Below are 13,491 nucleotides of genomic sequence, written 5' to 3'. Positions count from 1 at the left end.
GGCGGAGCCACCGGCTGGCCATGAGCGGCGAACGCTTCCGGCAGCAGGAGGGAGGCCAGCATGGGTGACGCCGACTTCTACGCCATCCTGGGTGTGGCGCCCGACGCCAGCGATGCGGACATCCGGCGCGCCTACCGGGCTATGTTGCGCCTGCATCATCCTGATTTGAACCACGACGGCGATGCGCCGCGGTCGCGCGCCGACGGCTTGGCGATGGGGGCCATCCTGCAGGCCTACTCTGTCCTGGGAGACGTGGGCCGCCGCGCAGATTACGACCGCGGACGCGTCCGGAGCGGCGGACGCGGGCAAACGGCGGCGTCTTCGCCAGGCGGCCGCCGGGGCAACCCAACGGCGGCTTCGCCCGGTGGCGGGCAGGCGGCTTCGCCGGGACGGCCCGCGACGCCTAGGACGCGTCCGCGCCCTGTCCCGCGTCCGCGCCCGGCCACGGAGGTGGCGGATCCGGTCTACCTCGGCTTCCCACGGCCGGAGCCCGAGGATACCGTGTGGCCTGAGTGGCTGCTATTCCCCTTTCGATGAAGCGAGGATCAATGCCTGTTTCCAGTTGGCGTCGGTACGACCATCACCTGTTTCCCGTTTTCCATGAACGGTTCGAGGAGCGCTGGGGGCCGGGGACCGCGCCGTTCTTGGACCCGAGCGTCTTCGAGGAAGGCCAGCCGCGGCCTCGCGCGCAGTGGATCAACGTCGATACCGGCGCCGCCGTCGCCGTCGTCCCGGTGTGGGAGGACGACGACGGGGAACACCGCTCCTTCGCCGTGTTCTACCTGCCGCCGGCCGGCGGCATATGGGCGCTGCGGCCGGGCTTCACGAACTACACGGAAAGCGTCAACGGCGGCCCGGAACAGGCGGCTTTACGCAACGACTCGTTCAAGAAGGCCGTGGCTCACGCCGAGGAGTTCATCTACGGAACAGGCGGGACCGGGTCTTAGGTCAGTCGTGGCCCGGGTGCTCGTGCTCCACGTGGCCCGCGGGTTCCAGTTGAAAGGTGGAGTGTTCCACGCTCAGCTCGAAGTGCTCCGCCACGCACTGCTGGAGCTGGTCCAGGACCTGCGGGGCGTGACCGTCCACAAAGCAGGAATCCTCGATCACCACGTGCGCGCTGAGTACCGGGATGTTGGAGGAAATCCGCGAGGCGTGCAGGTCGTGGACCGAGAGCACGTGCGGCACTTCCAGGATGTGTTGGCGGACGTCCTCGAGATCCAGGCCCTTGGGCACGGTTTCCAGCAGGATGCTGCCCGCCTCGCGGAGGATCTTGACGGTGCGCGGGACGATCAGGATGGCGATCACCATCGCGGCCAGCGCGTCGGCCTGGGTCCACCCGGTGGTGGCGATGACGACGGCGCTGGCGATGACGGCCACCGACCCGAGGGCGTCATTGACCACCTCGAGGAAAGCCGCCCGCAGGTTGAGGTTCGCATTCCGGCCGGCGCTGAGCACCAGCATGGCGGCAATGTTCCCCAGCAGGCCGATGATGCCGAAGACCAGCAGGCCGCTCGAATTGACTTCGGGCGGGTGGAACAGCCGCTGGAAACCTTCGACCAGCGCGTAGATTCCGACCGCGAGCAGGACCGCGGCCTGGGCTCCGGCGGCCAGGACTTCCATCCGGAGGTACCCCCAGGTGCGGCGCGGCGTGTGCGGGCGGGCCATGAGTGAAGCGGCGAGCAGGGCGATCAGCAGCCCGCCGGCGTCGGTGAGCATGTGTCCGGCGTCCACCAGCAGCGCAAGGCTCCCGGTCAGGAAGGCGCCGACCACCATGGCGACGAGGATGGAGGCGGTGATGGCGAAGGCGATGGCCAGCCGGCCGCGGTGCGTGGGCCCGGCATGGTGGTGGTGTCCGCTCACGCCGACGCCTCGGATGAGGGCGCCGCTGGGGCCGCTTCCGCGGCAGGCGCCTCAGCGGCAGCCCGGCCGCCGGCAACCGTCGGACACAGCTCGACGGCGTAGCCGGTGGCCTTCAAGAGTTGCTCGGCCGACGCCAGGGCGGCGAGCAGCTCGGGCTCGGTGGTCAGCGAGTACATCGACGCCCGCCCGACCGGGCGCGAGGTGACCAGGCCGCAGTCGCTCAGGCACGACAGGTGGGCGCTGACCGTGGACTGGGCAAGGCCGAGGTGTTCCGTCAGCTCCCGGACCTTGTGCTCGCCCGTGGTCAGGTGCTGCAGGATAGTCAGCCGGGTGGGGTCCGAAAGGCTGTGGAATAAAGCGGCCGCCGGCGCCAAGTCGCCGGCACGGCCGCCACCAGTCCGTTCCCGCTGCATCGTCATATGGCGATGATATCGTTGAAGCTCAGGTTTGTCGTCGCCCCTCACCGAGGCTGCGCGGTTGACGTGGTGGGTCCGTGCGTTCGGCGCGGCAACCGAGCCGCGCCGTGCACCGCCGTCGTTCTGACCGTGTTTTCACACAGGTGCACTCCGCTGCCGAAAGCCAGATGGGAGGTCTTCGGTCGGAAAATGTCGAAGTCTCCGGCCCTGGGGCCCAAACGCGCTGTGTCGCGGTTGGCTGGGGCCACGACGACGCCGATGCCGACGCCCGGCGGGCAGTTCGACACCGCGCAGTGTGGTGTCGTGTCAGCGGAAGGCGGGGACGCCGGTGATCTTCTGGCCGAGGATCAGGGTGTGGACCTCGTCGGTGCCCTCGTAGGTGCGCACGGATTCGAGGTTGTTGGCGTGGCGCAGCGGCGAGTAGTCCAGGGTGATGCCGTTGCCGCCGAGGATGGTGCGGCATTCGCGGGCGATTTCGATGGCCTCGCGGCAGTTGTTGAGCTTGCCGACGGAGATCTGGTGGGGCTGCAACTGTCCGGCGTCCTTGAGCCGGCCCAGGTGCAGGGCGAGCAGGAAGCCCTTGTTGATCTCCAGCGCCATGTTCACCAGCTTCTCCTGGGTGAGCTGGTAGCCGGCCAGCGGCTTGTCGAACTGCATGCGCTCCTTGGAATAGTCGACCGCGGTCTGCCAGGCATCGCGGGCGGCTCCCATGGCGCCCCAGATGATGCCGTAGCGGGCTTCGTTCAGGCATTCGAACGGGCCGCGCAGCCCCTTGGCCTTCGGCAGCAGCGCCCCGGCGGGCAGGCGGACGTCGGTGAGTTCGATGTCGCACTGGATGGAGGCGCGCATGGAGAGCTTGGCCTCGATCGGGGTGGCCCTGAAACCGGCGGTGTCGGTCGGCACCACGAAGCCGCGGACGCCGTCGTCGGTCTGCGCCCAGATCACGGCGACCTTGGCGACCGAGGCGAGGCCGATCCAGCGCTTGGATCCGTTGAGCACCCAGTCGTCGCCGTCGCGGCGGGCGAAGGTCTTCATGCTGGCCGGGTCGGAACCGGCGCTGGGTTCGGTCAGGCCGAAGCAGCCGATGGCCTCGCCTGTGGCCATCTGCGGCAGCCACTCGTTCTTCTGCTCCTCGGAGCCGTGCTTGTGGATCGCGCTCATGGCCAGCGAACCCTGCACGGAGACGAAGGTGCGCAGGCCGGAATCGCCGGCCTCCAGCTCGGCGCCGGCGAGCCCGTATTCGACGGCGGAGCGGCCCGCGCAGCCGTAGCCGTCCAGGTGCATGCCGAGCAGGCCGAGCTTGGCCAGCTCGGGCACGATCTCCAGCGGGAACACCGCGTTTTCGTACCAGCCGGCGATGTTCGGTTTGATCGCGCTGTCCACGAAGGAACGGACGTTCTTTTGCCGTTGCCGTTCCTCCTCGGTGAGCAGGGATTCGAACGAAATCAGGTCATGGTTCAAAGACATGGGTTTCCCTTCGGCGGAACTACGGTGAGGGTACTGAGGTTGGGATGGCTGCAGGGACCAAACTCACGCCCGCCGCGCCGGTCGCGGAGGTGAGCGCATTGGTCATAGGGCAACGCTAACGCGGCCACCGCAAAGGGGCATCGGACATTCTGCCTAAGACTTCGGGCCATGTTGGATAATCAGTCCATGGTTTCCCTCGCCCAGCTCAGCCATGAACTCGGAGATTCACTCAGGCCGGCCGTTCCCGGATCAGTGCCGGGGATCCAGCTCTCCGGTGTCCACGTGTCCGAGCTGGCAGACCCGGGTGCCTATCTGGAGGGCGGCGAGCTGCTTCTGACCACCGGCATCCCGCTGAGCGGAAGTGCCGCAGCCGTGGACGGGTACGTGCGGCGGCTGGCGGCCAAAAGGGTTGCCGCCCTTGGGCTTGGGCTGGGGGAAGGGCTGGACAGCGTGCCGCCGGAGCTGGTCCGGTCCTGCTCCGCCGAGGGCGTGGAGCTGCTCGTGGTCCCCGACGGCGTCCCGTTCCTGGACGTCTCGCGGATGTTCTGGGAATTGGCCTCGCGGAGCGGTCAAGCCGATCTGATAGCTAACCTGGGAACGCAGACAGCTTTGGCACGGGCGACCATGCGTCCGGATGCCCTGCCGTCGGTCGTGCAGGGGCTGGCCCAGGCGCTGGGTGGCTGGGCGGCCTATCTGCCAGCGGAAGCCGGGACGGAGGCGACTGTCTGGCCGGCCAGCGCGCTGCCGTTGCTGCCGCACCTCAGGCTGGAAACCACACGACTCAACGTCGCCGGCACCCATTCCGCCGCTACCTTCTGGCTGCACGGCGCTCCCGTCGTCGAGTATCCGATCCTCGTCGGACGGCGGATCGACGGCTTCCTGGCCATCGGCCCGGGCCGGACCCTGACCAAGGCCGACCGGCAGATCATCACCACGGTCTGCGTCCTATTGGCACTGAAGGCCCAGCAGCGCGAGGAGCTGCAGGGGACGACGACGGTGCTCGGCTCCGTGGTCGCCAAGCTGGTTGCCCGAGGGCAGGTGGAGGCAGCCCGTCTGGTAGCCGCCGACGGAAACCTTGGGCAGCTGCCCGAACGGGTTTGCGTGCTGGCCGCGCGGATGGGCACGGCGGATTCCCTCGCCGCGCTCGCCGGTGCGGTGTCCCGGCTCCGGCCGGCCGACGGTGGCGGCTCGCCGGCGGCGGCGCTGGCCAGTTGTGCGCTGCGCTTTGGCGACGACGGCGTGGCCTACTTCCTGCTGGATGCCGGGCTCGCGGAACGGGCAGCGGCAAACCCGCAGCCGGACGGGGAAACCGACGCGGAGCTTCTGGCCTGGTCGGGAGGCGGCGCGGGCGCCGAGGCAGTCAAGGTTGCGTCAACGTCCGCGTCCACGGCAGCAGCTGCCTCGGGCGGCACGGAGACGGGTGCCGCCTGGACGGAATCCCTCGCCTTGGCGGACGTGGCGGGGGCGATGTCGGCGGTGCACCGTGCGGCGGTCGCGGCGCCTGCGGGCAAGCTAGTGGAACTGGCGGCCGACGATGAGGCCCGCGCCGATGCGTGGGTCGCGGCGCTGGCGGGGTACCGCCGCGCCGAGCTGCTGGAGACCGTGGCCGCCTACCTCCGCCACCGGGGCCACTGGGAGGACACGGCCCGCCAACTCAACGTGCACCGGAATTCGCTGCGCCACCGGATGGCGGTGGCCGAACGCCTGCTCGGTGTCAGCCTCGACGATCCGGACGTCGCGGCGCACCTGTGGCTGGCCCTCCGCCGGCGCGGGCTCTGACGTTCAGTCCAGGTTGCGCAGCCACTCCAGCACAGATGTGGTGTGTTCGCCGAGCGCGGGCGGGGCAGCGGTGCGTGTCTCGAACGCCGGGCTCCAGGAGATCGGGTGGCGGACCTGGCGGCCGGCGGGCCCCCCGCGGGCATCGCGGACCTCGATGGTCGGTGCCAGCCCCAGTGATTCGGCATACCGGATGCCCTCGTCGATGCCGGCCACGGGGCCGGCGGGAACGCCGACGCCGGTGAGCTTGCCCTGCCACACCGATGCGGAGGCGGCGGACAGGGCCTCCTCCAGCAGCGGGATGAGCTCCCGGCGGTGCTGCACCCGGGCGCTGTTGGTGGCGAAACGCTCGTCGTCCGCGAGCTGCGGCTCTCCCAGGACAGCGGCCAGCTGCCGGAACTGCCCGTCGTTGCCGCAGGCGACGGCCAGTGGGCCGTCGGAGCATTCCAGCAGCTGATAGGGAACGATGGACGGGTGCTCGTTGCCCATCCGCCGGGGGACCTTGCCTGCTCCCAGATAGGCCTGGGCCTGGTTGGCCAGGGCGCCCTGCAGGCTGGACAGCAGGTTGACCTCGAGCCGGCTGCCCCGGCCGGTGGCAGCGCGGGCGTTGAGCGCGGCGAGGATCCCGATGGTCGCGTCCTTCGCGGTCAGCACGTCCACCAGGGCGACACCCGCTTTGTAGGGTGAGCCGTCCGCCTCGCCGGTGATGCTCATCAGGCCGCCGACCGCCTGCACGATGAAGTCATAGCCGGGCAGGGACGCACCTTCGGCTGAACCAAAACCGGAAATCGAGGCGTAGACCAGGCCCGGATTGTCGGCCGCGAGGTCCGCATACCCGAGGCCGAGCCTGTCCATCCCGCCGGGTTTGAAATTTTCCACCACGACGTCGGCCGCCAGCGCCAGCTTTCGGGCCAACCGCCGGTCGCCGGGATCCGCCAGGTCCAGGCAGACCGACTCCTTGTTGCGGTTCACGCTCTCGAAGTAGGTGGCCCCGGTCGGGGAATACGGCGGACCCCAGCTGCGGGTGTCGTCTCCCGTGCCCGGGCGCTCCACCTTGATGACCCGGGCACCCAGGTCGGCCAGCGTCATGGTGGCCAGCGGACCGGCGAGCACCCGGGAGAAGTCGGCCACCAGCAGGCCTTCCAAGGGTCTCGCTGCTGAAGTCTGGGCAGCGGCAGTGGGGGAGTCAGGCACAATCCGTCCTTCCGAACAAGCATGAAGTGGCGTTGAGTCTACGGCAGGGCAGCAGGCGCGGGATCGGATGTGTTGGCCACTGGCTGGTCGTTTCGTCCAAGGGTGAGGCTGGATCGTTGCTTATTCCCTTGTGCCGAAGCATGCCGCCCGCCCGCCAGGCAACTCGCCCTTCAGACAAACGGCCCTCTCCCTGCCGCCCATACAATGGCTGGTATGAACATGACAGACCGCCGGGAGCTCTCCCGGCAACGGCAGCTGCCCGGGTCCGGGCCGACATGACGGCGGAAACAACCGAGCAGGTAGTGCTGCTGGACGAGAACCTGAAGCCCGCCGGCGTCGCCGACAAGGCCGAGATCCACACCGGCGAGACACCGCTGCATCTCGCCTTTTCCTGCCATATTTCCGACGCCGAGGGCCGCGTGCTAGTGACCAGGCGCGCGCTGAACAAGCTGACCTGGCCGGGCGTCTGGACCAACTCCGCGTGCGGCCATCCGGCCCCGGGGGAGGAGATGGCCGACGCCGTGCGGCGAAGGGTGCGCTACGAGCTGGGGCTCGGGCTGGAAGACCTGAAGCTGGTGCTGCCGGACTTCCGCTACCGCGCGGTGGACGCCTCCGGCATTGTGGAGAACGAGTTCTGCCCCGTCTACACGGCGCTGGCCGCCGGCGAACTGTCGCCGCGCGATGACGAGGTGGCCGAATACCGTTGGGTGCGCCCCTCCGACCTGCGGAGCGCCGCGACCGCGGCGCCGTGGGCCTTCAGCCCGTGGATCGTGCTTCAGCTGCAGGCCCTGGAACGACTGGCCTAGCGTCCGCAGGGATTGGTGCGGGCACTGCGGCGTCAGCCGGATGCCGGACGGCCCGCGCCTTTAGGTAGCAGGCGAATGTTCGGCCGTCCGTCCGGCCATGGCCGGGCGCGACTCGCGGCGGGACGGCGCCGGCAGCGCTGCCGTGCCCGAGGTGACCAGCCGGGAGATGAGTTCGTCCGGCCACATGGGCCGGCCGAAGTAAAAGCCCTGCGCATTCAAGCCCGGGCAGCCGGCCAGCCACTCCACGGCCTCCGCGGTCTCGATGCCCTCGATCACCACGTCCGCCTTCAGCGCGGTGAACATGGCGATCAAATGGCTGACGACGATGTTGCGGGCGGTTTCGTCGTCGTTCGGTGCGCTTCCGTCGTCGCCGCTGACCAGCGAGCGGTCCACCTTAACGATGTCGAAGGGGAACTCGGTCAGCGCGTTCATGGATGAGTAGCCGGAGCCGAAGTCGTCCACGGCGATCCTGAACCCCTCGCTGCGCAACTGTACGAGGGCTGCCCGGGACTGCTCGGACATCTTGTCCAACGAGTTTTCGGTCAGCTCCACGATGATGTTCAGCTCCGGCCCTTCGGCGCGCATCCGCCGCAGCCGGTCCACGACGGGGGATCCGGTGGCGAGCTGGCCCAGCTCCACGTTGACGGAGACGGAGCGGACGCTGGTGATTTCGCTGATGCGGGCCATCGCCGCCGCCGCACCATCGATCACCTGGATGGTCAGCTCGTTGAGCAGGCCCAGCCGGTTCGCCTCGGTGACCAGCCGGTCCGCCGGGATGTTGCCCAGTTCGTCGTCTTCATAGCGGGCCAGGGCCTCGAATCCGACGATCGCATCCAGATCCAGCGAAACGATGGGCTGCAGCGCCACACGCAACAGGCGCCGGCGGATGCCGCGTTCAACCGCAACAGCCAGACAGGCTTCGGCCTCCGAGCCGTCGCGCTGTGCGTCGCGCAGCCGCTGCTGCAGCCGCTTGGAGCCGTACATGCCGGAATCGGCGTTGCACAGCAGCTCCTCGATATCGGGTGCCGGGCGATCCGAGTACGCCACGCCGGTGCTGGCCCGCACCCGCAGCGTGTTGCCGCGGGCGGTGAGCGGGCGCGCGATCGCGGCGGCAATGCGTTCGGCGGCGGCGCGGGCGCCGGTTTCGCTGGTGACGTCGCGAAGCACCACGACGAATTCGTCGCCGCCGATGCGCGCGGCCACGTCGTCCTCTCGGATTTCCGAGCGTATCCGCTGCGCGGTGGCGGTCAGCAGCAGGTCGCCCACGTCGTGGCCGTGCCTGTCGTTGACGGCCTTGAACTCGTCCAGATCCAGATACACGACGGCGATGGCCTCGCCGGGGCGGCGGCCGGCGTTGATCTCGGCCAGCCGCTGCCAGAGGGCCCGCCGGTTGCCCAGCCCAGTCAGGGCATCGGTGTCCGCCTGCAGCCGCAGTTCGTGCACCAGCTCATCGTGCCGGACCATGATGCTGCCGACGTGTGCCAGCGCGTCGAGCACCTGCTCGTCTTCCTCTGTGAACTGTGCGCCGCCGTTCCGCGAGGCCACCAGGTAGTTGTCGCCGTGGTCCCAGCGACGCATCCGGACACCAATTTCCCTTTCTTGCGGCGCTTCTGGACGCAAGGACACGCGGTCGGCGCGCACCGAGGCGCTGGCGGCGGCGAGGAGAGTCCTGTCGAGCCCGTCGGGGCTCCACGGCAGCTCGAGCGAGGCGTCGACCAGGCCGGTGAGGCGCCGGCGCAGTTCGCGGTTGCGCAGCCAGCCGGTGACCGCCAGCGCCAGCACGGACGCGAAGACCAGGAGCAGCGACTGGACGCCGTCGTGGCCGAACCGGAGGGCGGCGTACTGGGCGGCCAGGCACAGGAGCAGATTGATGGCCAGCGTGCACAGGGCCGGCGCCCAACCGATGCCGTTGCGGAAGGTGCTGCTGCGCGTGGCCGTGGTGGCGAAGGCACGCTCGACGGCAATCGCGGTCATGAAGAAGGCCAGCCAGCCGGCCAGCAGAGCGGCCGGCCACGCAAAACCGGCAGCATGCAGGGCTTGGAAGACTGCGACCAGCACGGCGGAGGCGAGCAGTCGGCTGATGAACCAATACACCTCTCCCCAGCGGAAGCGCCGGAAAACCACGCGGGTGGCCAGGAGCCCGACTCCCACCACCGCCACCGTTTCGTGCAGCGGGGCGGTGAGGTCGTTGCAGACGATCACGGCAGCGGTCATCGCGGCGGTGGTTTGGCGGCGCATGAGCGGCGTATCCACGCGCAGGTGCCAAGCCAGCACCAGCATCAGCACGGAGAGGACGGCCACGAGGTCGAAGCGTGGCGGAGCGACGATCGAAGCCGCGATGACCTGGCCCATTACAAGCAGCCCGGCAGCGGAAATGCCGGCGATGGCAGCCCACGCGCAGGCGGCCGCCGCCTTGGTGGCCGTCATGATGCTGCCGGCATGCCCGTTCCCCACTTCTGCCGTCCCGCGTTAACGTTTCAACCATCGTAACCGTGCAGCAGGCCCAGACCGTGCAGCCAGCGGCGGACGCTCCGAACCAGGGGAGGGCCACGGGGAAGCCGGCGCCCGACGCGCGACTTCGTGGCCGGCACCAGCCGCGGAAAGACGGAGAGCAGGTGGCCCGCCCGAACGCGGCACCTGTCCGGCTCGCTCCGGACATTGCACACCGCGTGGGCGGGCCTTCACCTTTAGTGCTTGAGCAGCCCCTCCAAGAAGGTGGCGGGCCGCTGCATCTCGCCGTGCTTGGCACCGAGCACGATGACCGTGCCGGCGAAGGCCGGGATGGTCCACTGCAGCAGCTTGAGTTGCTTCTGCGCGGACTTAAGCTCCGGTGACGCCATCGGTGACGGCTCGGTGGCGCCCTCTGCACCCTGTTCGGCCATCTTCTCCACCTTCTTGCCCAGCATTCCGGCGTAGAGGGTGACGGCCGCGCCGGCCAAGGTGACGACGGTCTTGATGACGGTATTCCGCGTCACCCCTTCCTGCTTGACCATCCTGCCCTTGTTGCCCGCCAGCAGCGGCAGGCCGGAGGCAAGGTGCGATACGAAGGCCACGGTCTGGACCGGCGCCCACTTCATCCAGCCGATGCTGGACAAACGGGTGCGCTCGCGCGGATCCTGGGCGGCGGCGGCCGCCCCGTTAAGCCCGATGGCGCCCATCAGGGAACCGCCGAACCAGGCGGCGGCAGTAAGGTCGTGCACAGAACGGGCCAAAAGATTTCCGGACATTGCTGACTCCTTAAGTGCGTGCTGTGGTGCCGATCGGCAGATGCCTCCGGCTAAAGGTTGACGACGTCGTTCTTGCCGACGTCGTCTGCTTGCTTCCCGGTGACCATTCCCTTGGCCAGCTTGAACAGCGTGGCCACCTTGGGGGAATCGGGCTTCCAGTATTCGGCGGTGTGGGCCTCGACCCGGAGCAAGGCCACCGTGGGGTCGTCCTTGCCGTTCTCAAACCACGGTTCCATCATGGGGCCCCACAGTTCGTCGATCTTCGCCTGGTCCCGGACGATGGAGGCGGTGCCCGAGATGGACAGGTAGCCGTCCGACCCGCTGACCGACACATTGACGTGCGGATTGGCGCGGATTTCGTTGGCCTTGGGCGAGGGATCGTGCGTCACAAACCACAGGTCGCCGTCGAACTCTGCTTCCTGTAGTGCCAGGGGCCGACTAAACAGTTGGCCGCTGGCATTGACCGTGGTGAGGACGCCGATGTCGGCGTCCTTCAGGATCTTGGCTACTTCCTTGCGTCCTTCATCATCGTTCGCCATGAAACCACCTTCCGACTAGGGTGCAGGGAATCCTCAGCATACTTTCTAATTCCGAGGAGGCCAATGGTGGTGGCGGGCGGGAACCTTTGAACAGGGAAGTGCGCGCGGCATGAGGCCGGAGCCTGGCTGGCTTCGGCTTCATGCCGCGGCAGTGCCGCCTCTTTACGCGGTGCGGGCGCCGGCGAGCAGTTCGTCCAGCCGCTCGTAGCCTTCGCTCATGCCGCTTTCCATGCCGGACTGGGCCATGCCGTCGCGCGCCTCCAGTGTGGGGTAGACGGAATGTCCGATCAGTTTGCAGCGTCCGTTGCCGAGGTCCTCGAAGGTCATGAACTCGATGCTCACGACGTCCGGGTAGCCGCCGAACTCGAAGGTCTGGATGGCGAACTCGTTCTCGCGGACCGTGTGGAATATGCCGGTAAAGGCGTACTGTTGGCCGTCGGGTCCGGTGTGTAGGTAGCGGTAGCTGCCGCCGGTGCGGAAGTCGTAGTGGTCGACGTCCATCTTCATGCCCCGCGGGCCCAGCCACTGCTTGAGCAGGTCGGGATCTTTGTGTGCGCGGAAAACGTCGGCGACGGGGTAGTCGAACTCGCGTTCGGTATCGATGAACGGAAGGCCCTCCGGGAGGGTGACTTTGAGTGAGTTGCTCATGGTTTGTCCTTGGATAGTTGGCCGAGCACGGCGTCCAGTCCGCGGTACTGCGCCTCCCGAACCAGCCGGTACTGGTCGATCCACGCGGTAAGCGCTTCGAGCCGTGCAGCGTTCAGGTGGACGGGCCGGCGCTGGGCATCCCTGCTGCGGGTGACCAACTGTGCCTGCTCGAGGACCTGGATGTGCTTCGAAACCGCCTGCTTGGAGATTTCGAAGGGCTCGGCCAGCTCGTTGACCGTTGCCGGTCCGCGGCTGAGCCGGGCGATGATGCGGCGGCGGGCCGGATCTGCCAGGGCCATGAACGCCCTGTCCAGGAGGGCCTCGTCGCTACGATCAGTCACGTTATTCAACTCTTCCTTTGATCAACCTTTCGGTTGACTAAGAAGTTACTCCGCTGGCGACCACAGGTCAAGGGGTTGTGGCACGATTCGGAATGTCAGGGGAGGGCGGGTCTGGGGTCTGACAGGATGAAGCATGGCCAAGCCCTTCACCCTTACCCAACTGCGCTACTTTGCGACGGTCGCCGAGACCGAGAACATGACGGCCGCCGCACAACGGCTGAACCTGACGCAGTCGGCGCTGTCCAATGCGATTTCCCAGCTTGAGCAGGACCTGGACGTACAGCTCTTCATTCGGTTGTCGCAGAGGGGGCTGAAACTGAGTCCCGCCGGACGACAATTCGCCAAAGACCTGAACGCCTTCCTTGAGCACGCAGATTCCCTGTACGAGTCGGCGCGGGGCCTGTCGCAAAATCTCACCGGCGAGCTGAAGGTAGGGGTCTTCGGACCGCTGGCGCCCTTCCGGGCACCAGTCATCCTCCAGGCCTTTGAAGCGGAATACCCGGACGTGCACGTTTCATTTCTGGAGGGCGATCAGGAGTTTCTGCGGCGGGCCTTGCTCGAGGGGCATTGTGAACTGGCGCTGATGTACAGCATTGGGTTGGGCGGCGGTTTCACCACTCAGACGGTGGAGCACATTCCGGCGCACGTGTTGGTTCAGGAAGGGCATCCTCTCGCTGCAAGTCCTGACCACGAGGTGGCGCTGAGGGATTTGGAAGAGGAACCGATGATCCTGCTGGACCTGCCGCATACCCGTGAGTACTTCATGCAGTTGTTCCAGCTTGCAGGTTTGAAGCCCAATATTCGTCACCGGGCAACCGGCTATGAGACTGTCCGCTCCTTCGTTGCCCGTGGCCATGGTTACGCTGTGCTGAATCAGCGGCTCCACCACAACCTGACTTACGCGGGCGGGGGCGTCGTTCCGCTACGGCTTGTGGATCAACTGCCGGCCATCGAGGTCGTGCTGGTGCGACCCGAGGGTGTGACGCCCACCCGGCGGGCCCTCGCGTTCGAAGCAGTGTGCCGCGCGCTGTACAGCGCGGACAAAACCTAGGCATCCCGCTGGCTGCGCCTGGCCGGACTTCGAATTCATTATTTCGATTACAAACGCAGAAATTATCTGTTGGACAGATGTGACGTGGCCCACTGAGACTGGACATCATTCCAACAGGTTGATCCACCCCTGGCCGAACCTGCAAAGACGCGGGATCGTACGAGGA

14 protein-coding genes are annotated in these 13,491 nt (G+C 67.6%); 5 read left to right on the top strand and 9 right to left on the bottom strand.

Annotated features, from left to right (window positions below; genetic code table 11):
* Positions 1-60 precede the first annotated feature (60 nt).
* Positions 61-537 (top strand): J domain-containing protein, encoded by a 477-nt coding sequence (locus tag AC5RWG_RS15495; RefSeq protein ID WP_494167289.1) that lies wholly within the window; start codon positions 61-63, stop codon positions 535-537.
* 11 nt (positions 538-548) lie between these two features.
* Complete coding sequence (locus AC5RWG_RS15490) at positions 549-947, top strand: hypothetical protein (protein ID WP_494073485.1); 399 nt, start codon at positions 549-551, stop codon at positions 945-947.
* Position 948: 1 nt separating this feature from the next.
* Here AC5RWG_RS15490 and AC5RWG_RS15485 read toward each other — a convergent pair whose 3' ends face one another.
* From AC5RWG_RS15485 to AC5RWG_RS15475, 3 genes are all read right to left on the bottom strand, one after another.
* Entirely contained in the window at positions 949-1,860 is a 912-nt protein-coding gene (locus AC5RWG_RS15485; RefSeq protein ID WP_494167288.1) for a cation diffusion facilitator family transporter, read from the bottom strand.
* Entirely contained in the window at positions 1,857-2,279 is a 423-nt protein-coding gene (locus AC5RWG_RS15480; RefSeq protein ID WP_494073487.1) for an ArsR/SmtB family transcription factor, read from the bottom strand. The genes AC5RWG_RS15485 and AC5RWG_RS15480 overlap by 4 nt, the downstream gene beginning before the upstream one ends.
* 303 nt (positions 2,280-2,582) lie before the next feature.
* Positions 2,583-3,743 carry an acyl-CoA dehydrogenase family protein gene (locus tag AC5RWG_RS15475; protein WP_494167287.1) on the bottom strand — a complete coding sequence of 387 codons (1,161 nt, stop codon included), beginning with the start codon at positions 3,741-3,743 and terminating at the stop codon, positions 2,583-2,585.
* 168 nt (positions 3,744-3,911) lie between these two features.
* On the opposite strand from AC5RWG_RS15475, the gene AC5RWG_RS15470 reads away from it, so the two are divergent.
* Positions 3,912-5,522: a PucR family transcriptional regulator ligand-binding domain-containing protein gene (locus tag AC5RWG_RS15470; RefSeq protein WP_494073489.1), complete on the top strand. Its 1,611-nt coding sequence runs from the start codon at positions 3,912-3,914 to the stop codon at positions 5,520-5,522.
* 3 nt (positions 5,523-5,525) lie between these two features.
* Here the strand turns inward: AC5RWG_RS15470 and AC5RWG_RS15465 are convergent, their stop codons facing one another.
* The gene (locus AC5RWG_RS15465) at positions 5,526-6,713 is read right to left on the bottom strand and encodes a CaiB/BaiF CoA transferase family protein (protein ID WP_494167286.1); all 1,188 of its coding nucleotides are present in this window, start codon (positions 6,711-6,713) and stop codon (positions 5,526-5,528) included.
* Positions 6,714-6,988: 275 nt separating this feature from the next.
* On the opposite strand from AC5RWG_RS15465, the gene idi reads away from it, so the two are divergent.
* Complete coding sequence (gene idi, locus AC5RWG_RS15460) at positions 6,989-7,519, top strand: isopentenyl-diphosphate Delta-isomerase (protein ID WP_494073491.1); 531 nt, start codon at positions 6,989-6,991, stop codon at positions 7,517-7,519.
* A gap of 60 nt (positions 7,520-7,579) precedes the next feature.
* Here the strand turns inward: idi and AC5RWG_RS15455 are convergent, their stop codons facing one another.
* The 5 genes from AC5RWG_RS15455 to AC5RWG_RS15435 all read right to left on the bottom strand — a co-directional run bounded on the left by AC5RWG_RS15455 (position 7,580) and on the right by AC5RWG_RS15435 (position 12,232).
* Positions 7,580-9,946 (bottom strand): putative bifunctional diguanylate cyclase/phosphodiesterase, encoded by a 2,367-nt coding sequence (locus tag AC5RWG_RS15455; RefSeq protein ID WP_494167285.1) that lies wholly within the window; start codon positions 9,944-9,946, stop codon positions 7,580-7,582.
* Between the two features lie 260 nt (positions 9,947-10,206).
* Positions 10,207-10,746 (bottom strand): hypothetical protein, encoded by a 540-nt coding sequence (locus AC5RWG_RS15450; protein ID WP_494001603.1) that lies wholly within the window; start codon positions 10,744-10,746, stop codon positions 10,207-10,209.
* A 50-nt stretch (positions 10,747-10,796) separates the two neighbouring features.
* Positions 10,797-11,285, bottom strand: coding sequence for a pyridoxamine 5'-phosphate oxidase family protein (locus AC5RWG_RS15445; RefSeq protein ID WP_494001602.1), 489 nt, complete (start codon positions 11,283-11,285; stop codon positions 10,797-10,799).
* A gap of 162 nt (positions 11,286-11,447) precedes the next feature.
* The gene (locus AC5RWG_RS15440) at positions 11,448-11,933 is read right to left on the bottom strand and encodes an SRPBCC family protein (RefSeq protein WP_494001601.1); all 486 of its coding nucleotides are present in this window, start codon (positions 11,931-11,933) and stop codon (positions 11,448-11,450) included.
* Positions 11,930-12,232: an ArsR/SmtB family transcription factor gene (locus tag AC5RWG_RS15435; RefSeq protein ID WP_494001879.1), complete on the bottom strand. Its 303-nt coding sequence runs from the start codon at positions 12,230-12,232 to the stop codon at positions 11,930-11,932. The genes AC5RWG_RS15440 and AC5RWG_RS15435 overlap by 4 nt, the downstream gene beginning before the upstream one ends.
* A gap of 175 nt (positions 12,233-12,407) precedes the next feature.
* Here AC5RWG_RS15435 and AC5RWG_RS15430 point away from each other — a divergent pair, with 175 nt between their 5' ends.
* Complete coding sequence (locus tag AC5RWG_RS15430) at positions 12,408-13,325, top strand: LysR family transcriptional regulator (protein WP_494076687.1); 918 nt, start codon at positions 12,408-12,410, stop codon at positions 13,323-13,325.
* Positions 13,326-13,491: the final 166 nt, after the last annotated feature.

It is taken from the genome of Arthrobacter sp. Y3221160, assembly GCF_059092585.1.
Note: the sequence above shows the minus strand (reverse complement) of the source record. Positions and strands in the feature narration are given on the sequence as shown.

Excerpts from the sequence above, each read along its gene's own strand:
- AC5RWG_RS15495 (WP_494167289.1), top strand. The coding sequence starts at position 61 with ATGGGTGACGCCGACTTCTACGCCATCCTGGGTGTGGCGCCCGACGCC.
- AC5RWG_RS15490 (WP_494073485.1), top strand. The coding sequence starts at position 549 with ATGCCTGTTTCCAGTTGGCGTCGGTACGACCATCACCTGTTTCCCGTT.
- AC5RWG_RS15480 (WP_494073487.1), bottom strand. The coding sequence starts at position 2,279 with ATGACGATGCAGCGGGAACGGACTGGTGGCGGCCGTGCCGGCGACTTG.
- AC5RWG_RS15475 (WP_494167287.1), bottom strand. The coding sequence starts at position 3,743 with ATGTCTTTGAACCATGACCTGATTTCGTTCGAATCCCTGCTCACCGAG.
- AC5RWG_RS15470 (WP_494073489.1), top strand. The coding sequence starts at position 3,912 with ATGTTGGATAATCAGTCCATGGTTTCCCTCGCCCAGCTCAGCCATGAA.
- idi (WP_494073491.1), top strand. The coding sequence starts at position 6,989 with ATGACGGCGGAAACAACCGAGCAGGTAGTGCTGCTGGACGAGAACCTG.
- AC5RWG_RS15455 (WP_494167285.1), bottom strand. The coding sequence starts at position 9,946 with ATGACGGCCACCAAGGCGGCGGCCGCCTGCGCGTGGGCTGCCATCGCC.
- AC5RWG_RS15450 (WP_494001603.1), bottom strand. The coding sequence starts at position 10,746 with ATGTCCGGAAATCTTTTGGCCCGTTCTGTGCACGACCTTACTGCCGCC.
- AC5RWG_RS15445 (WP_494001602.1), bottom strand. The coding sequence starts at position 11,285 with ATGGCGAACGATGATGAAGGACGCAAGGAAGTAGCCAAGATCCTGAAG.
- AC5RWG_RS15440 (WP_494001601.1), bottom strand. The coding sequence starts at position 11,933 with ATGAGCAACTCACTCAAAGTCACCCTCCCGGAGGGCCTTCCGTTCATC.
- AC5RWG_RS15435 (WP_494001879.1), bottom strand. The coding sequence starts at position 12,232 with ATGGCCCTGGCAGATCCGGCCCGCCGCCGCATCATCGCCCGGCTCAGC.
- AC5RWG_RS15430 (WP_494076687.1), top strand. The coding sequence starts at position 12,408 with ATGGCCAAGCCCTTCACCCTTACCCAACTGCGCTACTTTGCGACGGTC.